Source organism: Duncaniella muricolitica (assembly GCF_910574735.1).
GTDB lineage: Bacteria > Bacteroidota > Bacteroidia > Bacteroidales > Muribaculaceae > Duncaniella > Duncaniella muricolitica.
Genome location: NZ_CAJTCF010000077.1, coordinates 1 through 19052, shown reverse-complemented (window position 1 = coordinate 19052; position 19052 = coordinate 1). Strand labels below are relative to the sequence as shown.

Sequence of the window (19052 nt, the reverse complement as noted above, 5' to 3'; positions counted from 1 at the left end):
TCAAATAGTTCGTCCATGCCCTCGGGCAGGCACATCCATATTGCATCTGCGGTTTTCATACCGCAAATTTAACACTTTTCTCAAAATCCATGCACCGCCATTTCGGCTTGACCCGATGTGCCACAATCCGCAAAACCGGTGCTGCTCAGGATTCACGGATCTGTCTGAGTGAAGTGAACAATTCAGGCTGTAACAGGGCTTATCGAATCATTCACGGAAAATTGCGTCCGTTGGAACGTCCGCAGGTCAGATTTGCTATAGAGAAAGCTTTGATTGAGGAGGATTCCTGCTGGGTGCTGCTCCGCGTCACAGTACCGGATCAATCCATAAGGAAGCATGAGCGGTATAATGCCTGTGTCATGCTTTCAACCGTGGATGGGATATTGAATTTCCCGGAACTAAATCTTGACAACGACAGCGGTCTTCCCGAAACAGACGAGCGTAGCGACAGTGAGGAAACACAAGAGGACACGATTGTGGAGTCTCTTGAAATTGACGCCCGGAAAGGAAGCCCCGGATATGTCTATATGAGTTTCCGTTTCTGCTATCATCCGAGTATGGAAGGCAACGGAGCAATAATATCCATATTACCAAGTCTTGAAACAAAGCGTTACTTCTTCCAGCATTCTCCAGTGGAACTTCCCGTGTTATGGTCGTACAATCCGGCAATGTGGAAGCGGGCGCAACAGTTGCCGCAGTTCATACTGCTTGATAAAAGGCCGGAATATGTCTTACACGGTAATGAAAAAAATATGTTCAAGTAATAATAAAAACCGAAATCAATGATGCAATGGATAAAGAAACTGTTCGGGATAAGATGCTCCGAACAGATAACGGAAGAGTTGATTGAGCGTCTTCCTGCCGATAAACTCTGCCGGAAATATATAGACGGAGAACTGGCAAGTGACATGGAGTGCGAAGTGTTCGACAGCATAATGTGTGCGGTGGAACTGCACGCGGAGGTCATCAATGGCGGTTTCAACCAATACTACTACAATTCCGGTGGCGAACGTGCGCAAAAAGCCGAGGACACCTTTGTCAAGCTTGGAGCAGACCGGATCGCTGATGTCGTGAAACGAGCCAACAACCAATATGCCGCCAACCGGGATGAACTGCAATCGGTATGGGACGGAACGAAGGAAGGATTCGCCCACGGGTATAAAGAGAAGCTCTTTGATGCCTTCGATGATGAGTACTATGCCTTGATGAGGAATGACCGGCAACTCTACACGATGATAGGCACATACATCAAACAGCATCTGCAGGAGTTTCTCACAGAAATGACCGAATGGTATGTGCTGTTAAAATGAATTATTCATATGGATACATCCCGAATCCCGATCGTTTTAGGCTATATGCTGATACTTATCCTGATTGCCACCATAGGCTATGCCTATTACAATGAGGAGCAGACATTGGTTTCTATGGAAACAGAGTCTCGTAATACCAATAATGTCCGCTGTGAGATTAACCGATTGAACATGCGCCTAACATCGTTGACAATGATGGGCGAGACAGCATTTGAATGGACTGAAACAGAACGGGGGGATTATCGTCAAGAACGTATGCATATAGACAGCACACTGTGTGAGTTCAGCCGGATTTTCATTTCGGAAGCAGCCGACATAGACAGTCTCCGTATTCTTCTTGAGGACAAGGAGAAGAAATTGCTCCAGCTTGCAGAAATATACCGGCGCCAAAAGTCTCTCGGTGACGAGATGGCCAACAAACTGCCCGTGATAGCTCGCCAGATTGCCAAAGAAGAGCCAAAGAAGCCGAAGCGTAAGGGATTCCTCGGCATCTTCGGCAAAAAAGAAGAACCTGAGCCATCTACCACGACAACTATACTTAGTTTCAACCGCAGTCTTATGGCTGAGCGCAGGGCGCAGAACGAAAAACTTAAAGCACAGGCTGATAGTCTGTCACAACAAAACAGAAATCTTAATATCCGCTTGCAGAATCTGATTAGTTATCTTGACGGTAAGGCCCAGGCTGATCTCCGACAGCAGGAATTTGAGATTGCAGCTACCCGTGAAGAATCATATCGTGATATAGGTGTACTAACAGCCATTACCTTACTGATGCTGTTCGTTTCTTTTGTCATAATACACCGCGATATGCAGCGAAGAGACCGGAACAAGAAAAAACTTGAGGAAAGCATACGGCAGAACCGGTCGCTGCTTGAAATGCGCAAGAAAATCATCCTCACCATATCCCATGATATACGCGGTCCGCTCAACGTGATAAGCGGCAGTGCAGAACTCGCCATCGACACCCGCGACAAAAGGAAACGCGACGGCTACCTGAACAACGCGCGGTACCTTTGCCGCCACGTAGTCCACCTTCTTAACAATCTGCTGGATGTCTATAGGCTCAACGAAGCTAAGGAGACCCCGAACAATGTCCCGTTCAGACTGAACGTATTGTTTGACAGAATAGCAATAGGTGCGGCGCAGATAATCAATGACAAGGGGTTGCTGTTCAAGCACGATTACAGGAATATTGATGTGACGGTAACAGGAGATGAGGACCGGATAGAACAGATTGCAGACAACCTGCTGTCTAATGCCGTCAAGTTCACTCAATCCGGTTCCGTTGGAATCGCGGCTTCATACGACGGCGACCGGCTGGTTATGGATATAAGCGACACTGGTATCGGAATGTCGGAGGAAACCGTTGACCGCATATTCAGGCCGTTCGAACGTGCCGACAACGTGGAGCATATTGAGGGGTTCGGACTCGGACTTTCCATTACGAAAGGTCTGATAACCATGCTTGGCGGAACTATTGACGTGATCAGCAATGTCGGCAAAGGTACAACTTTCCATATTGCCATACCGCTTGAACTTACCGGAAATATAGAGACGGCCGATATCCAGGAAGCAAAGCCAGCCGGAGTATCGCGCCTGCCGCATAACGTGATAGTAATCGATGACGACCCGCTACAGCGTGATATCGTAAGCGAGATGCTTGAGCGCAACGCGGTCTCTTGTGCCGTATGTGCCACAGCCTCGGATGTGGTAAAGGCGATGCGTAAACGAGATTTCGACTTAATACTTACGGACATAAATATGCCAGGCACCAACGGGTTCGCATTGATCGAACTGTTGCGCAAGTCAAATATCGGCAATTCAAGGACAATCCCCATAGTGGCAATGACCGCCAGGGACGATGACGATAGCAAACCTCTGTTAAAACGCGGATTCTCCGGATGCATCTTCAAGCCATTCTCGATGCAGGAACTGCTTGAACGGATATCAATGGTAATGGAGAAACCTATGGTCCCGGATGATGTACGGATTGACTTTTCACCGCTCGTTGAAAACGTGACCGAGCCGGTAAAGATATTGAAGGGACTTTCGGAATCGACTTCCACAGAGATAGCTGTCCTGAAAAAGAATATCGGGCATGACGACAGGAATGGCGTTTCGGCCATACTACACAGGATTAAGCCCGTATGGGAAATGCTCGGTATTGAAAGCTGCCTGCAACCGTTGAGGAAATCTCTGTGGGACAGGAATTCTACACCTGCGGACATCAAGAAAACCGCCGCCGGTGTGATTACGGCAATGGAGAATCTGATTGAGAATATAAACGAAGAACTGAAGACGATAAGGGATGAAGAGCAAAATACTGATAGTTGAGGACAACGTGACCCTCTCCCAGATGCAGAAGGACTGGCTCGCACGCGAGGGGTATGAAGTCACGACAGCAATAGATGCCGTCGTGGCACGCAGGCATATACGCAAAGTGGATTTTGACCTGATACTCTCTGATGTACGCCTGCCCGAAGGGGATGGCCTGTCATTACTTGCATGGCTGAAGAAAGAGAAACCCGGAATTCCGATCGTAATCATGACGGAATACGCCTCATATCCCGATGCTGTCAAAGCCATAAAGATGGGCGCGCAGGACTATCTTCCCAAGCCGGTACATAGGGAGCGACTGTTCGAAGTTGTGAAGGAACTGGTACATCCGGCCGTGACCATACAGCATTCGCTTGAACGGCTTTTCAAGCGTGACAGCGCGAAGGCGCGTGAGGCGTTGCATCTGGCGGAGCTTGTGGCCCCCGCTGACATATCGGTACTGATTCTCGGTGCCAACGGAACCGGCAAGGAGTCCATAGCCCGTACCATTCATTTCAACAGCCCAAGAAAAGACGAGCCGTTTGTCGCGGTGAACTGCGGTGCCATCCCACCGGAACTTACAGCCTCCATGTTCTTCGGTCATGTCAAGGGAGCTTTCACGGGTGCGGATTCCGACAGAAAAGGATATTTTGACGCGGCGAAAGGCGGCACACTGTTCCTTGACGAAATCGGCACGTTGCCTTATCACACACAGTCATCATTATTGAGGGTATTGCAGGAGAATGTCTATATGCCTGTCGGTGGAAACACGGAACGCCGTGCCGATGTGCGCATAGTGGCGGCAACCAACGAGGATATGGAGAAATCCATCGCCGATGGGCGTTTCCGTGAGGACCTGTATCACCGCCTCTGCGAGTTCGAGATACACCAGCCATCCCTTGCGGAATGTCCCGAAGACATCCTCCCGCTGGCAGAATTCTTCCGCAAGAAGTTTTCGGATGAGCTTCACAAGGAAACCTCCGGATTCAGCCCGGATGCCGAGCGGCTTATGCTGGCACACTCATGGAGCGGCAATATCCGCGAGCTTCAGAACCGGGTGCGCAGGGCAGTGCTGATTTCAAAGACAACCGTTATCGCAGTCTCGGACTTGAATATCCGCAAAACATCAAATGATAATGTCGCAAAAATCGTTCCCGATTTGCGCCCAATCAAAGATGACGATGCTGAAAAGCAGCTTATCATCCGCACCTTGGAATCATGCAACGGCAACAAGACCAAGGCGGCGAAAATGCTCAACATCAATCCTACGACATTATACCGTAAGATGAATAAGTACGGTATAAAGTAACATTTATGCCTTGGCATACAGCCCTTCTCGCTACTTTTTTGTAACTTTGGGGCGTGAAATAGAAAATACAGGCAGGCGTATTCCGATATGCCCGCCTTTACATACATAAGTTCGCAAGAGTCTCAGACAGAAATCTGGCAGTTGATGTTTAAGGAGAATCATTGCGTAATGCTTATGCTGTGCGTATCGCATAGCGTGGTGTTGCGTATTCTCCTTACGGTTTTGCCAGAACCGCTGTCTGAGTGCGTGGACATCGCGCTTTTTTCTTTTGCTGTATAACAGAGAAATGAAACGACATGGCAACGGTACGCATCATAACGGCAATGACTATCGACGGTTTCCTCCCGGATGCCGACAATCCCCGGATGCGTTGGCTTATGACCGATGCCAAAGGCTTCCGTTTTTGGCATGACATAGGCACATACACACTCGAAGCGGATTACCCGGTCCTTGACCTTGTGTGTGACAAAGGCAGCACCGATAAATCCTGCATATACACCGCCGAAGTGTCGGATCTGGACGGTATGGATCTTATGACACGGCTCTTCCGTTACAATATAATAGACGAACTGGTAATCCACATTCTGCCTGAGATTGCAGGTACAGGAACCCATACCTTTCAAAACGGCGTGCCGTCAGGGTGGATATTAAGCAAATCCACCCGGTTAAAGAACGGGATTTGCCGAAATATTTACCGACGCAAAGCGCGATAATCTCGCAATAGACTATTGCATACCGCCGGAAAGTCTTGCATTTTGCAAGACCTCTGATTTCCATTATTTTACGTTTGAATATTTTTATCTTACTGATATTCTGATGAATATCGGTGTCTTGTCATGCCTTTTGGAGGCGGTGGCACGGCATTAGCCAATATGTGTAGTATAACCGATTGCGCAACACGGTGTAAAGCAAACCAATTCATTTACATCAAAAAAATCAGCTATGCCATATAATGAAACAGTGCATAAGATGTTTACCTCGCTCATGGAACGCTTTGACAAGATGGAGAGGGCATTCGAGCGGATGAACAAGCTCAAGGATTGTCTGGACGGCGACACGCTGCTCGACAACTACGACCTGTGCCGGTTGCTCGGCGTCACCAAGCGCACCCTTGCGAGATACCGACAGAAGAAGCTTATCCGCTATTACATGATAGACGGGCGTACCTACTACAAGGCATCCGAGATACAGGAATTCCTACAGATGAAAGGGAAGTCGCTACCCGCCGCCGTGAGCCACTGAAACATATCGTAAAATCTAAAAACCGTAACATCATGGAAATAATAAGCATGGACATCAGAACCTTCGATGCCCTGTTCTCCAGAATCAGGGAAATCGAGGAAAAATCCGAACTGCTGAGCCGGAAGAATGAGGACATCGGCCTTAAGAAATGGCTCGACAACGAGGACGTGTGCAACATCCTCGGAATCTCAAAGCGCACCTTGCAGACCTACCGCGACAAAGGCATCCTGCCATTCAGCCGTATCAGGAACAAGCTCTTCTACCGTCCGGAGGATGTAGAGAGACTATTACAGTCGTCGTATCACCCAAACACATCACAGCTATGAGCCATTATTTTATCGACAGGCAGGATCCGCGTGTGGCGGACCTGTTGCGCCGCCTCGGAAACATCGGGCAGGCGCTCGGACAAGTTGAATCGGTCGCACGCCCCATGTTCAAGGGGGACAGGTTCCTCACTGACGAGGAGCTGTCGCGCCTGCTGAAAGTGAGCCGGCGCACCTTGCAGGAATACCGCACCGCTCGTCTTATCCCTTACTACATTGTACAGGGAAAGGCCCTGTACCGGGAATCCGAGATACAGAGCCTTCTTGAAAAGGCGCACCGTAAATGCGTGGAGGAACAGAAGTGGCTCTAAGAGCCGCTGAGTTCCGCAATATGCGCTGCTATCAGGCATAGGCGGGAACGGTCTGCAATCACAGGCCGTTTCCCGTCTTGTTCCTGAATTTATATTTCCTTCTCTTTGCCATTTCCTTATCCATGCTTTCGTCAATAAGGGTAATTTCAGCACTTGATGCCTGCATACGCAGACGCTTCATGTCCTCATCAACCTTGCGGTCAGTCACCTGGGCGTATATCTGTGTCGTGGTAACGCTCTTATGTCCCATCATTCGGCTTACTGTCTCAATGGGAACGCCCATCGACAGAGTGATATGTGTTCCGAAATTATGCCTCGCCTTGTGGAAGGTAAGGCAGAAACCGTACTCCTTGCCGAGCTGCCGGGTAAGTTTTATCAAATAGGTTCTGCTATAAAGATTGAAAATCTTACCGTCCTGCCGCTCGTCCCTGTATTTCTCCATTATCCGCATTGGGATGTCAAGCAGGCGTATCGCCGAGCGACTGCCCGTCTTTTGCCTGTTTACATGTATCCACCACGTACCGTCCGGAGCCTGGGATATGTCATCCTCAGTCAACTGTTTAAGATCTGCGTATGCCAGCCCTGTGAATGTCGAGAAGATGAACCAATCGCGCACCCTTTGGAGATTTGGGGCATCTATCTGTTTTTCCATAAGCAGTTTCAGATCGTCAAGCCTCATGTGGCGGCTCTTGCGACGTGGCAACGGTGGATGGAGCCTCGCATATGGGTCACGGCGGAGCGTGCCCTGGCTGACTGCTCGCATCGTCATCTTCTTCAGACGGTACAGGTGTTCGTGAACCGATTTGGGCTTGAGTCCACGGTCTGCGCCGAGAAACACCTCGAAATCGTCATAAAAAGACCTGTCAAGCGCACGGAGCGGCACATCATCCATATCCCGTTTCCCGGTTACGAATGCAGATAGATGACGGTATGAGTTGAGATAGCTTTCGTATGATTCCTTTGTGCGGTCTACACCCACACGCTTGTGGAATTCCTCGTTATGTTCACGGAAAAGAGCCAAAAGGGTCGATGGCTTGCGCCCGATGCCCTTCATGGCGTTCTTAACAAGCTCGGCGGTGACGAAGCCAAGGCTGCGCCTTATATCCTCGTAATGTTCGTTTATCTCAGCTGTCAGCGAGTCTATGGCGCGGTTCACGGTGACTGCATTGGCACTGCGCCCGTCCGCCCGTCCTTTTTCGGGGTTCCAGATATCCGGGTTCACAGACACTTTCGTTCCTATCTGCTCCCATTCGGCGTCTATGCTGACCTTGCACAGAAGCTGGCATGTTCCGTCCTTGCGGACTTTTGTCCGGTTGATATAGAAGAGGATGGCGAATGTGCTACGCCGTTTGGGTGTATTGTTGTCTTTATCCTTTTTCATGACTATGTGGGTTTTGGTTTATTAAATGGCGACAGTGAAGCGTGACGCTATCCGGCTGTCAAGGTTCTGTGTGTCTGTCCCGATTTTGTCATCGGTCACTTTCGCGTAAATCTGCGTCGTGGTAATCCGGTTATGGCCCAGCATACGGCTGACGGTCTCAAGAGGCACACCATGTGCAAGCGTGATCTCGGTGGCGTAGGTATGACGCCCGCAGTGATAGACCAGCCTGCGCTCTATGCCGCATATCTTGGCAATCCTTTTCAGATATGCGTTCAGTGTGGAGTTGCTGTACATCGGCAGGAGTTTCCCTTCAGGTGCCATTCCCCGGTATTTCTCGATAATTCTCAATGGCAGCTCAAGCAACGGTATCTCATATTCCACCTTCGTCTTTTTTCGCGAGGACCTGATCCAGACCGTACCGTCCTCGGCAGTTTCAAGATTATCTTCCGTCAGAAGACACATATCGCCGTATGGAATGCCTGTATAGCAGGAGAACAGGAAGAGATCGCGGACATGGTACAGACGGCTGTCGTGGAGCGGTGTCGTCATAATCCGGTGGAGTTCCTCCGAAGTAAGAAACTTCTGCTCACGCTGCGGCTTTTCTGCCTCATATCCGGCAAAAGGATCTGCGGTTATGATGCCGTCGGTGATAGCCTCCGAGACTATCATCTTCAACCGTGTTGTATGAAAGCCCACGGTGGAGGTGGCGAGTCGGCGCTGTGTACGCAGGTAGATGTCATACTTGCCTATGAAGGAACGGTCGATAGCCGTAAACGGAATATCCGACAGCTTATACTCCGTTTCCAGAAATGTTGCCAGGCATTTGTAGGTGTAATTGTATGATTTCAGTGTGCCATGAACCCGGTTCACACCGACACGCTTTGCGAAGTTCTCTATGAATGTGCTGAAATATCCCATCAGCGTTTCCTGTCCGAAAGCCATCCCCTGTATCTGGCACTTCACATCATCGGCGGTCACGCCCATGCGGACAGCCGACAGTTCCTGATAGACGGAAAGTGCGCTTGCCCTGATTTCGTCAAGCTGGCGGTTGATTTCCCTTGACGCGGCGCTCTTGCCAGTGGCACGGCCGAGCATCCATGCCTTAGGTGATGCCGAGAGTTTCGCGCTGAAAGCTGCCTCCGAGTATCTGCCTACGTTTATACGCCCCATCACCGGACACAGACCGTCATCCGACATCTCGCTCTTTTTAAGGTAGAACGAAACCTTTAATCCGCTCTGTTTCATAGCTCTATTCTTTGTTTGCAAAATTAACTGATATAGAGTAATTTGTAGGTATGCAAAACGTAGCGGAACCACGAATAGGAATCACAGATGCCATCCCGGAGCCTATATTTCTTCGCAATGCCAGAGAAAATCGCTAAATTTGCAGTAGCAAAGATGCCTGACAAGCGGGTTCTATGACATAAGACAGGGATAATCATCCATCGGCAAAACCGTCTTCAAGACCGGATTCCGGATAGGAAAAAGGCAACGGATAGGTAGCGATTCTATCTCCTAACCCTTCCAAAAACCGAATTTTCCGCCGAAAGCACCCTTCGGACGAACAACGCCAATCTCTCCTAACTCTCAACACATTACTTTATTCCCCATTTATTGCCATAGTCTCGCGAATTCTTCCTATCTTTGTTTCGTCAAGGTTTGTTGCAATTAAGTTGCCTTAAATTTTGTATAAGCCTTATTGACAGATATGAAAGGATCGGAATCAATATCACATTGTCAGACCCGGAAGGCCGCCGGTTATGACAGCGTCCGCAACCTCGAATGGTTTGAGGCTGTGAATCTGCGTCTTTCAGAAGGTGGAATTGTTAAATTTTCGCCTAAAGGTTTCAGCATGTGGCCTGCACTCCGGCCTGATACAGACACTGTATATATAAGCAGGACCTCCGAATATAGCCGTTCAGATATTGTGCTTGCTTTTTGCGAACATCCGCGAGGTGTGTTTCTCCATCGTATCTCGCAGGTGCTGCCTGATGGTGTGATACTTATGGGTGACACCAATCTGTATCAGACCGAAAGGTGCCGATATGCTGATGTAATCGGTAAAATAGTGGGCATAGAGCGCGACGGATATGAGGTGTCAGGCTCGGTCATGAGCCGGCTGGCGGCACTTATGCAACGCATGCCGGCACCGATGAGACGTCTGTATGTAAGGTGTTTGAATATGTATTTGAAGATTGAGCATTATGGCAGATAAGCAATCGGCATCCATGCGCCACACCATGAGACGCATATGGCAGGAATCGGGCGGCTCGCGACTGCGTGTCGCGACCACGGCTTTGACCGGATGTGTCAATGTCGGAGTGTCGCTGTTGTTTGTCTGGACCACCAAGTCGATAGTCGATGCGGCGGTAGCTCCCGCCCATACTATTCCGACGAGTCTTGTGATGTTGCTTGTGGCGTGTCTTTTGTCACAATTGCTGTTGCCGGCCCTGAGACGTAGGCTTGAGAGCGTAGCCTATACGCGATATGCCGATAATATGCGCCGCAGGCTGCTGTATCATATGCTGTGTGAACGTTGGAGCGGACGTGGAGCCATGCAGACCGGTGATGCTATGAGCCGTCTGCATGACGATGTTGCCACGCTCGCATCGCTGACATGCGCTACTGTGCCCGGGGTTCTTACCGTGATGTTGCAGCTTGCCGGAGCCTTTGTGTTTCTGGCGATACTTGACGTGAGGATGGCGGCCGCGATAGTGTTCATTATGCCGCTGGCCATGCTCGTGAGCAAAGCATATGTCAAAAGGACACGTCGTCTTACTGAAAAAATCAGAGCCGCCGAGAGCGATGTGCACTCATTTCTTCAGGAGAGTCTGCGTCACCGCACACTGCTTTCGACCATAATGGGGGCAGATAGGCGCACGACCCGATTTGGAGAGATGCAGTCAGATCTGACCGGCAAGCTGCTGAAACGCACATCCATATCCATTTACTCCAACAGTGCCGTGACGGCAGGATTCATGACAGGTTATACGGTCGCATTTCTATGGTGTGCCTATGGACTATCTACCGAAGCAGTCTCGTTTGGCATGATGACCGCGTTTCTGCAACTCGTCTCACAGGTGCAAAGGCCGGTTGTTGACCTCGCACGTCGTGTGCCGTCATTCATCAATGCCTCTGTAGCCATAGGCCGTGTCGATGATATACTGTCGAGCCCCACCGAGGATTATTCCGCTATTCCGGTCAGTATCAATTCCGCGCCGGGCCTGCGTCTGACTGATGTGTGCTATCGCTATCCCGACGGAGAGGAAATGATACTCAATCATCTCACCCACGACTTCGTGCCCGGCAGTATCACTTGCGTGACAGGTGCGACAGGGGTGGGAAAAAGCACATTGCTCAGAATCCTGCTCGGACTTGTGGAGCCCACTTCAGGCCGTGCGGAGATATATTACGATGATCGTCAGGAGGCCTTGGTCATCACTCCCGGAGCGAGACGCGACATCGTGTATGTGCCTCAGGGCAACACTCTGATGTGTGGCACCATACGCGACAATCTGCTGCTGGCCAATCCGATGGCGACGGATGAAGAGATGCGGCGCGCTCTCGTTACGGCTGCGGCCGAGTTTGTGCTCGAACTTCCCGACGGTCTCGACACCGAGTGTTTTGAGGGGGGCGGAGGATTCAGCGAAGGTCAGGCCCAGCGAATAGCCATTGCCCGCGGATTGCTGAAACAAGGACACATATTGCTATTGGACGAACCGACATCGTCACTTGACCTTGCTACCGAAAGAGAGCTCCTGTCGCGTCTCCGGCAGCATTTCTCGCCAAAGTGCACCGTGATTATGGTGACCCACCGTAAAGCGGCTCTCGATTATTGTACAGATGTCATAAACCTGTAGGCCCGACACATTGATAACGCAATCTCCCTGACCATAATATGGACCATCACACGGTGTGTTATTTCTACATAACCGGATCAATATCCATATCTGCCGGGCAATAGGGAAGAATATGGCGATACGAGTTGGCCGGACAGAATGGCGGTGACTTTGAGATACCGGCATGAAGCTATAGAATGCTCGCTTTTAACAACGACACCAAATACATACTCTATAACGGCCATCACAACCATATACGTATAGCCTATACCGCCGCCACAACCCTCACCTGGTCTCAGGAAGCTCTTGAGAGTTATCCCAAACTGGAAGATTATAAGAGCTGCCGCAGTCCCGACGCGCGTTACTGCGGCTCGGCCGAAAGTGTGATCGTCTCGCTGTGTTCGACTTCATACAGCCCCTGCCGCCCTGCCGGCCCATCTTAAGACAAAAAAGGTTCACCGCATATCCGCAATACTTTATTTGGCATACTTCTGTCGTGGCAAATTCGCTATTGAGACAGGCCGACGGGCAGTGTAACCAGTACGCGGCTGATTTTGGCTCCGTCCATGTCTGTGATTTCAAATGTGATATCATGCCACTGACAGCACTCTCCGACAGCCGGGATGTGGCGTAGCTCCTCAAGTAGAAATCCTCCGAGTGTGGAGTAGGATGCAGGACGATACAGCTCGTCAAGATCAAAGTTATGCAGAAAGTCGTAGAACGAAATCTGTGCGTCGACACTCCACACTCCTTCGACATCGGTAGGTGCGATGGCCGGAGTCTTGGCGGGAGCCGAAAATTCACCTACAAGGCCGTCAAGAATGTCGCTCGGGGTTATGATGCCTGCTACATCGCCAAACTCGTCGGTGACCAGGGCAAAATGTACATTCTTGGTCTTGAGCTGATCGAGAGCGTCATACACGCTCATGCTTTCGGGAAAGTATACCGGCTCACTGATGACATTGCTGAGTTGAAACCCCTGAGAGTCAAGCGTGAGTATCAGTTGCTTCAGGGATACCACTCCGCAGACAGAGCCTTGGGCCCGATCGCAGAACACCGGGTAGGAGTTGTGAAGATTTTCCGAAAGTCGGTGCTTGATGTCGGGGACTGTCATATCGAGCCATAAAGCCGAAATATCGACCTTCGGGGTCATGATGGATGATATACGCAGGTCGCCGAGCATGAGTGTACGCTCCATGATGTCCTGCTCGACTTTACGTACTTCACCGGCGTCGGTGCCGTCCTGAATCAGCGACTTGATTTCATCCTCAGTCACCGGATTGGCATCGCGTTTTAGTCCGAGCACACTTACGAGTATGCTTGTCGACCTGGACAGAAGCCATACAGCCGGCATGGCTATGACCGATAGCAGATGCATAGGCCGTGACACTATCTTGGCCACAATATTGGCCGCCGCAAGACCTATGCGCTTGGGCACGAGTTCTCCGACAACGATCGAAAGGTAGGTGACTATAACGACTATAAGCACCTGCCCGATATTTCGAGCAATACTCGGGCGCAATCCCCACTCCTGAAGAAGCAGCCCCACATCGTCGGCCAATGCCGCGCCTGAATACAGACCGGTAAGTATGCCGATGAGGGTTATGCCTATCTGTATCGTTGACAAAAAACGGTCCGGATCGGCGGCAAGTTTAAGCGCGGTGGCCGCCGACTTGCTACCGCGGCGTGCGTCGGATGTAAGCCCTGACTTGCGCGCCGAAATCAATGCTATCTCCGACATAGAGAATATGCCGTTGAGCAATATGAGAAGAATGATGATTATAATGTCGCTCATAGAAGTTGACGAGATGTTGTGTTAGAGAGAGGGTAATGGTGTCAGTGTCGTCGTCGGAGCAGTTCGCCCGCCCACAGCACGACCGATGTGCCTGCGACGATGATGAGCCAGTCGGTCAGGCGTAAAGGCACCACGCTGAAAAATTCGCCACCGACTGTGACAATCAATATCTGCCCGATGACAATAATTAGTGCCGTAAGTCCGAAGCCGGAGCAGCCCTCGAGATGAAGAGCGGAGCGTCCGGTGGCATAGGCTCGGGCATTGAACATGTTCCAGAACTGGAGAAATACGAAGATGGTGAAAAACAACGACAGTTCATAGGGGGTCAGACCACGGTCGGCTCCGAATGTCGCACGACCGATCTGTGTGAGACTTGTGATGTCGGTGTGTTCGAAGCAATAGAGCAATCCGAGCAAAAACAGGAAAAAGATGCCGCCAGTCCCGATAATCCACCTCCACATGGAGCGGCTTATGATAAATGCCGAGCGAGACCGCGGTTTGTCATCCATCACCGACTCGGACGGAGGCAGCGAGGCGAGAGCCATGGCTGCAAAGGTGTCCATAATCAGATTGACCCACAGCATCTGGGTGACAGTGAGCGGTGACTGCATGCCCATAAACGAGCCGGCAAGCACGATTAGGCAGGCCACTACATTGACTGTCATCTGAAACAGTATGAATCGCTGGATGTTGAGGTAGAGCGAGCGTCCCCACATCACAGCCCGGCCTATCGAGGTGAACGAATTGTCGACAATCGTAATGTCGCTTGCCTCCTTGGCCACTGAAGTGCCGTCGCCCATCGACAGGCCCACATGGGCCGCCTTGAGAGCCGGCGCGTCGTTGGTGCCGTCACCTGTCACGGCCACTACTTCGTTGTTGCTTTGCAGAGCCTCGACAAGACGTTTTTTGTCCATCGGGCGGGCTCGGGCTATAATTTTGAGGTCATCTACTTTACGGGGCAGTTGATCGTCAGGAATGAGAGCAAACTCTTCGCCTGTAATTATATTGTCGGCATTGTCGGTCGAGTCGTCCCACAGTCCTATCTGACGGGCTATTTCTGTAGCTGTGCCGGGAGTGTCGCCTGTCACAATTTTCACTTTGATACCGGCATCGAGTACTTCTTTTACAGCCGCCGGCACGGTGGCTCTTACCGGGTCGGAGATAGCTACGAGACCGATGAATGTCAGATTGTCGGCCGTAATCCTGTTGTCGCTGAATGTCGCGTCGCCAGGTTTCAGCTCTTGATAGGCAAATCCGAGTGTTCGCATGGCTTGGGCCTGATAGCCGAGAAGCATGCTGTCGACACCCTCTTTGGTGACACCCTTGGGATAATTGTGACAGAGCGCGAAGATGATTTCCGGCGCGCCTTTGACATAGAGCACTTCGCGTCCGTCGGACAGACGCACAACAGTAGCCATATATTTACGTTCGGTCGAGAACGGCAGTTCGGCAATGGTGTCGGTGGTCTCGCGTAACGTGCGATAGTCGATGCCTTTGCTGTTGAGCCAGAGCAGGAGAGCCCCTTCGGTGGGATTGCCCGACACTTTGGGCTTATCGCCCGAGAAATCGATTTCGGCAGTCGAGTTAACCGCCATGTCAAGATATATGTGGGTACTGTCAGACTCGGGAATGAAGAAGTCGGTATCGAAGACTCTCATCTGGTTTTCGGTCAGCGTGCCGGTCTTGTCGGTACATATCACCGTTGTCGCGCCCATGGTCTCGCAAGCATGCATCTTGCGCACGAGGTTATTGGATTTGAGCATGCGACGCATCGAATAGGCCAGACTAAGTGTCACCGCCATCGGCAATCCCTCGGGAACCGCTACGACTATAAGCGTCACGGCCAGCATCACCGACTGAAGCAGGTAGGTGATAAACGGCAGGAGGTCGAAATCATTGTTGACAAAATACATAATGACACGTCCGACAATGATGATTGCCGCCAGCAGATAACTGATTTTTGAGATGAGTCCGCCCAGACGGTCGAGCTGCTCGTTGAGAGGAGTGCGTACACTGTTGTCAATCTGCGCCGCAGTATAGACTTTGCCATTTTCGGTAGCGTCGCCTACGGCCGTGACCTTCATTATGCCGTGACCCTCGAGTACACGAGTGCCGCGGAGCACATGGTCGGAGGGGAATGTTGCTTCGCTGTCAAAGTGTGCCGGGTCGGTGGTCTTGGCGCATGACGGCTCGCCGGTCAGGGTCGACTCGTCGACTGTCAGTGACACGGCTTCGAGCAGAACACCATCGGCTGGAATGTCATTGCCTGTCGAGAGCATCACGCAGTCATCGGTGACCACATCTCGCTTGGGTATCTCGGTGACATTACCGTCACGTATCACCTGCACCGGGTCGTCGTCACTCACCTGATTGAGCAGGTCAAACTCCTTGTCGGCCTTATGCTCGAAATAAAAGGCAAGACCTGTGGCAAGAAGTATGGCGATGAATATACCGATGGGTTCGATAAATGTCTCCGCGCCATGTCCGAGGCCGAAATACTCATAGCATGATATACCCAGTGACAGCACTCCGGCTACAATCAGAATTATTATCATCGGGTCGGAGAGTTTGTCAAGAAATTTACGCCAGAGCGGAGTGCCTTCGGGCGGCGTCAGTATGTTGGCTCCATGCCGGGCTCTGCTTTCTGACACTTCGGCTGATGACAGCCCTGTGATGCGATGTTGACTCATAGTAGAAACGTTGTGATTATAGTATGGGGAGATGTACGGCCTGCGCGACATCCCCCATACATCATATAAAACAAATAATCTGCATAAAGTTTACGACGCCTTTTCGGAAGATGTCGCTGAGAAGCTGCGGTAAACTCTCGGCGCGAGGTTGAGCTTGCCGGCCGCACGAAGCATTTTTCTAAGCGATGTCACCAGTTCCTGGCTTTCCTGTAGAAAGTTGAGGTAGACATAGGTTACAGTCAGATTGGAGGCATCGCCGCTGCTTATCCTGTCATACACCTCATGAGAACGTCGTGACAATTCGGCTTTTATGCCGTCACATCGGCGACGCAGCATGTCGATAGTGTCGGGACTGTTTTCCTCGACCGCCGCCTCTGAGTCGTGCAGCACTGACACAATCCGCTCTTTGAGATTTTCGAGTGTGGCGGACAATTCCCGCGGCAACGGTCTGAAATTGTTGTCGACATGCTCCTTGCATATCTCGTTGATTCTTATCAGACAGTATGTCATTGAGGTTGCCATATTGTTGCTCAGATGAAACCAAGTGCTCTTCTCCATGGCCGTCTCCGGACTGGCCTGACGCAGACACAGAGTGAGTTTGCGCCGCTGGCTTTTGAGCACATTCTTCTCGGTCAAGAGAGATTTTTCGGCACGCGACAGCATTTTTGTGTCCTCTTTCATAAATCCTGTGGCCACATCGTCATATACTCCGGCGGCATAAGACAAAAACATCTTTTCTTTTTCATTGATATATATACGCAGGAGCGGCCATACATCAGCTGGATTTTCGGTCGACAGGATCGTCTGGAAAAGAGTGTCGTCGGTGGTTTCCTTGCTCTTGTTTTTGAAGCGGATGTTGCTGCGGATGAGGAGTGTCAGGGCTATCACGCCTCCGGCTATCATTACAGGCACTCCGCCGAGATGCATAAGACACACCACAATGCCGGCTCCTATAAAGGCCACGCCCGCGGTGATAAACCATCCGCCGATTACGGAGATTACGCCCGTGATTCTGAACACTGCACTTTCGCGCCCCCAGGCTCGGTCGGCAAGCGATGTGCCCATGGCCACCATGAAGGTGACAAAAGTCGTGGAGAGAGGCAGCTTCATTGATGTACCCCATGCGATAAGCACACCTGCAAGCATCAGATTGACCGAACCGCGCACGAGGTCAAATGCCGCTCCATCCTCGGGCTGGGCGTTGGTGGCATCCATGCGGCGTGCCATCCAACGCTTGACGCTCCGGGGTGTGTGTTCATTGATCCAGGTGAGTATGGCAAGAGTGCGGCGTACGAGCGAACGGCTTATGCGCGATGAACCAAACATCTCGTCGCCCTGGCTTTGAGCACTCAGTCCGACCGTTGTCTGTGTCACCTGACGGGCTTTTTTGGATGTCGCGAGCGAGACCACCATTATCATGCCGGCTCCAATAAGATAGTAAAACGGGGTCGACGCCGGGCCATTGAGGCTGTCCATCATGAACCCATGCAGATTGCCCCCGCCCGATGACATATAATCCTGATAGGAGGCAAGCGACGTGAGCGGGACTCCGATAAAGTTGACAAGGTCATTGCCGGCAAAGGCCATGGCCAGAGAGAATGTGCCGAGAAGCACCACAACCTTGAACACATTGACCTTGAGCAGATAGAGCAACTGTGTAAGCAATGTGAATGACGCAAATGACACAAGCAATATCAGGGTGGTGTTGTCGTGTATCCATGCCTTGAGCTCGGGAGTCATTATGGTGAGATCTTTGATGCCCTTCAGGAGCATGAAATATATGATAGCCGTGCAGGCAACGCCTCCGAAAAGGCCTACCTTCCATTTGAGTCTGCTTTTGTATTCAAAGGTGAAGATCAGTCGGGTGATAAACTGTACGACAGTGCCGAACACAAAGGCTATGGCCACCGACAGGAATATACCGAGAATAACCGAAAGAGCTTTTTCGGTGTTGAGCAGGTCGCCCATTCCAAGAGTGCTTTCGGGGGCGGAAATCTTGAACAACGCCACTACAAATGTGGCTCCAAGCAGCTCAAACACCATCGAAACTGTGGTCGACGTGGGCATGCCGAGAGAGTTGAAGATGTCAAGCAGAATAATGTCGGTCACCATCACAGCCATGAAGATGGCTATGACATCATAAAAAGATAGATTTTCAGGCTGAAAGATGCCGTGGCGCGCTACATCCATCATGCCGTTGCTCATGGCCGCACCGACAAATACTCCGATTGCTGCTACAATCATGACTCGCTTGAATGAGGCGGCTTTCGAGCCAACAGCCGACGAAAGAAAGTTGACGGCATCGTTGCTCACGCCCACCGATAGGTCAAAGACTGCAAGCAGAAAGAGAAATATTACTATACCAAGAAATAGTATGTCCATGTAATTCTGAATTTGTTTGTGATGTCTGTTATTAAATATGAAGTTGTTCAAACTTATTTCGAGATGTTAATAATACAGTAAAATAATAAAAATACAGCGCATTCAGCAAAGGGCGCACTATATTATAGTTCCCACACTCTAATATACCGTACCA

The 19052-nt window shown here is 50.7% G+C and carries 16 protein-coding genes; 11 read left to right on the top strand and 5 right to left on the bottom strand.

What is annotated here, in order from left to right; all coding sequences use genetic code 11:
- The first annotated feature begins 89 nt into the window (after positions 1 to 89).
- The 8 genes from QGT73_RS14235 (at position 90) to QGT73_RS14200 (ending at position 6811) form a co-directional block, all read left to right on the top strand.
- The gene (locus QGT73_RS14235; RefSeq protein ID WP_280122871.1) at positions 90 to 764 is read left to right on the top strand and encodes a hypothetical protein; all 675 of its coding nucleotides are present in this window, start codon (positions 90 to 92) and stop codon (positions 762 to 764) included.
- Positions 765 to 782: 18 nt separating this feature from the next.
- The gene (locus QGT73_RS14230) at positions 783 to 1310 is read left to right on the top strand and encodes a DMP19 family protein (protein ID WP_280122870.1); all 528 of its coding nucleotides are present in this window, start codon (positions 783 to 785) and stop codon (positions 1308 to 1310) included.
- 9 nt (positions 1311 to 1319) lie between these two features.
- Positions 1320 to 3644, top strand: coding sequence for an ATP-binding protein (locus QGT73_RS14225; RefSeq protein ID WP_280122869.1), 2325 nt, complete (start codon positions 1320 to 1322; stop codon positions 3642 to 3644).
- Complete coding sequence (locus QGT73_RS14220) at positions 3619 to 4935, top strand: sigma-54-dependent transcriptional regulator (RefSeq protein WP_280122868.1); 1317 nt, start codon at positions 3619 to 3621, stop codon at positions 4933 to 4935. The genes QGT73_RS14225 and QGT73_RS14220 overlap by 26 nt, the downstream gene beginning before the upstream one ends.
- A 296-nt stretch (positions 4936 to 5231) precedes the next feature.
- Complete coding sequence (locus tag QGT73_RS14215) at positions 5232 to 5648, top strand: dihydrofolate reductase family protein (protein WP_280122867.1); 417 nt, start codon at positions 5232 to 5234, stop codon at positions 5646 to 5648.
- 229 nt (positions 5649 to 5877) lie between these two features.
- Positions 5878 to 6177 (top strand): helix-turn-helix domain-containing protein, encoded by a 300-nt coding sequence (locus tag QGT73_RS14210; protein WP_280122866.1) that lies wholly within the window; start codon positions 5878 to 5880, stop codon positions 6175 to 6177.
- Between the two features lie 32 nt (positions 6178 to 6209).
- Positions 6210 to 6503, top strand: coding sequence for a helix-turn-helix domain-containing protein (locus QGT73_RS14205; RefSeq protein WP_016273984.1), 294 nt, complete (start codon positions 6210 to 6212; stop codon positions 6501 to 6503).
- Positions 6500 to 6811, top strand: coding sequence for a helix-turn-helix domain-containing protein (locus QGT73_RS14200; protein WP_016273983.1), 312 nt, complete (start codon positions 6500 to 6502; stop codon positions 6809 to 6811). Before QGT73_RS14205 ends, QGT73_RS14200 begins: the two co-directional genes overlap by 4 nt.
- Before the next feature lie 58 nt (positions 6812 to 6869).
- Here the strand turns inward: QGT73_RS14200 and QGT73_RS14195 are convergent, their stop codons facing one another.
- Entirely contained in the window at positions 6870 to 8192 is a 1323-nt protein-coding gene (locus tag QGT73_RS14195) for a site-specific integrase (RefSeq protein WP_234100802.1), read from the bottom strand.
- A 21-nt stretch (positions 8193 to 8213) separates the two neighbouring features.
- A complete protein-coding gene (locus QGT73_RS14190; protein ID WP_280122865.1) occupies positions 8214 to 9437 on the bottom strand; it encodes a site-specific integrase in 1224 nt (407 codons plus the stop codon).
- A gap of 463 nt (positions 9438 to 9900) precedes the next feature.
- Between QGT73_RS14190 and QGT73_RS14185 the strand changes: the two genes are divergently transcribed.
- The 3 genes from QGT73_RS14185 to QGT73_RS14175 all read left to right on the top strand — a co-directional run bounded on the left by QGT73_RS14185 (position 9901) and on the right by QGT73_RS14175 (position 12474).
- Positions 9901 to 10407 carry a hypothetical protein gene (locus QGT73_RS14185; RefSeq protein WP_280122864.1) on the top strand — a complete coding sequence of 169 codons (507 nt, stop codon included), beginning with the start codon at positions 9901 to 9903 and terminating at the stop codon, positions 10405 to 10407.
- On the top strand, positions 10397 to 12052 hold the full coding sequence (locus tag QGT73_RS14180; protein WP_280122863.1) for an ABC transporter ATP-binding protein: 1656 nt from the start codon (positions 10397 to 10399) through the stop codon (positions 12050 to 12052). Before QGT73_RS14185 ends, QGT73_RS14180 begins: the two co-directional genes overlap by 11 nt.
- 176 nt (positions 12053 to 12228) lie before the next feature.
- A complete protein-coding gene (locus tag QGT73_RS14175) occupies positions 12229 to 12474 on the top strand; it encodes a hypothetical protein (protein ID WP_280122862.1) in 246 nt (81 codons plus the stop codon).
- 65 nt (positions 12475 to 12539) lie between these two features.
- On the opposite strand, the gene QGT73_RS14170 is transcribed toward QGT73_RS14175, so the two are convergent.
- The 3 genes from QGT73_RS14170 to QGT73_RS14160 form a co-directional block, all read right to left on the bottom strand.
- A complete protein-coding gene (locus QGT73_RS14170; protein WP_280122861.1) occupies positions 12540 to 13826 on the bottom strand; it encodes a hemolysin family protein in 1287 nt (428 codons plus the stop codon).
- Between the two features lie 41 nt (positions 13827 to 13867).
- The gene (locus QGT73_RS14165; RefSeq protein ID WP_280122860.1) at positions 13868 to 16516 is read right to left on the bottom strand and encodes a calcium-translocating P-type ATPase, PMCA-type; all 2649 of its coding nucleotides are present in this window, start codon (positions 16514 to 16516) and stop codon (positions 13868 to 13870) included.
- Between the two features lie 90 nt (positions 16517 to 16606).
- The gene (locus tag QGT73_RS14160) at positions 16607 to 18898 is read right to left on the bottom strand and encodes an inorganic phosphate transporter (protein WP_280122859.1); all 2292 of its coding nucleotides are present in this window, start codon (positions 18896 to 18898) and stop codon (positions 16607 to 16609) included.
- Positions 18899 to 19052: the final 154 nt, after the last annotated feature.

Excerpts from the sequence above, each read along its gene's own strand:
- QGT73_RS14205 (WP_016273984.1), top strand. The coding sequence starts at position 6,210 with ATGGAAATAATAAGCATGGACATCAGAACCTTCGATGCCCTGTTCTCC.
- QGT73_RS14235 (WP_280122871.1), top strand. The coding sequence starts at position 90 with ATGCACCGCCATTTCGGCTTGACCCGATGTGCCACAATCCGCAAAACC.
- QGT73_RS14170 (WP_280122861.1), bottom strand. The coding sequence starts at position 13,826 with ATGAGCGACATTATAATCATCATTCTTCTCATATTGCTCAACGGCATA.
- QGT73_RS14175 (WP_280122862.1), top strand. The coding sequence starts at position 12,229 with ATGCTCGCTTTTAACAACGACACCAAATACATACTCTATAACGGCCAT.
- QGT73_RS14185 (WP_280122864.1), top strand. The coding sequence starts at position 9,901 with ATGAAAGGATCGGAATCAATATCACATTGTCAGACCCGGAAGGCCGCC.
- QGT73_RS14180 (WP_280122863.1), top strand. The coding sequence starts at position 10,397 with ATGGCAGATAAGCAATCGGCATCCATGCGCCACACCATGAGACGCATA.
- QGT73_RS14195 (WP_234100802.1), bottom strand. The coding sequence starts at position 8,192 with ATGAAAAAGGATAAAGACAACAATACACCCAAACGGCGTAGCACATTC.
- QGT73_RS14160 (WP_280122859.1), bottom strand. The coding sequence starts at position 18,898 with ATGGACATACTATTTCTTGGTATAGTAATATTTCTCTTTCTGCTTGCA.
- QGT73_RS14165 (WP_280122860.1), bottom strand. The coding sequence starts at position 16,516 with ATGAGTCAACATCGCATCACAGGGCTGTCATCAGCCGAAGTGTCAGAA.
- QGT73_RS14200 (WP_016273983.1), top strand. The coding sequence starts at position 6,500 with ATGAGCCATTATTTTATCGACAGGCAGGATCCGCGTGTGGCGGACCTG.
- QGT73_RS14230 (WP_280122870.1), top strand. The coding sequence starts at position 783 with ATGATGCAATGGATAAAGAAACTGTTCGGGATAAGATGCTCCGAACAG.
- QGT73_RS14225 (WP_280122869.1), top strand. The coding sequence starts at position 1,320 with ATGGATACATCCCGAATCCCGATCGTTTTAGGCTATATGCTGATACTT.
- QGT73_RS14215 (WP_280122867.1), top strand. The coding sequence starts at position 5,232 with ATGGCAACGGTACGCATCATAACGGCAATGACTATCGACGGTTTCCTC.
- QGT73_RS14210 (WP_280122866.1), top strand. The coding sequence starts at position 5,878 with ATGCCATATAATGAAACAGTGCATAAGATGTTTACCTCGCTCATGGAA.
- QGT73_RS14190 (WP_280122865.1), bottom strand. The coding sequence starts at position 9,437 with ATGAAACAGAGCGGATTAAAGGTTTCGTTCTACCTTAAAAAGAGCGAG.
- QGT73_RS14220 (WP_280122868.1), top strand. The coding sequence starts at position 3,619 with ATGAAGAGCAAAATACTGATAGTTGAGGACAACGTGACCCTCTCCCAG.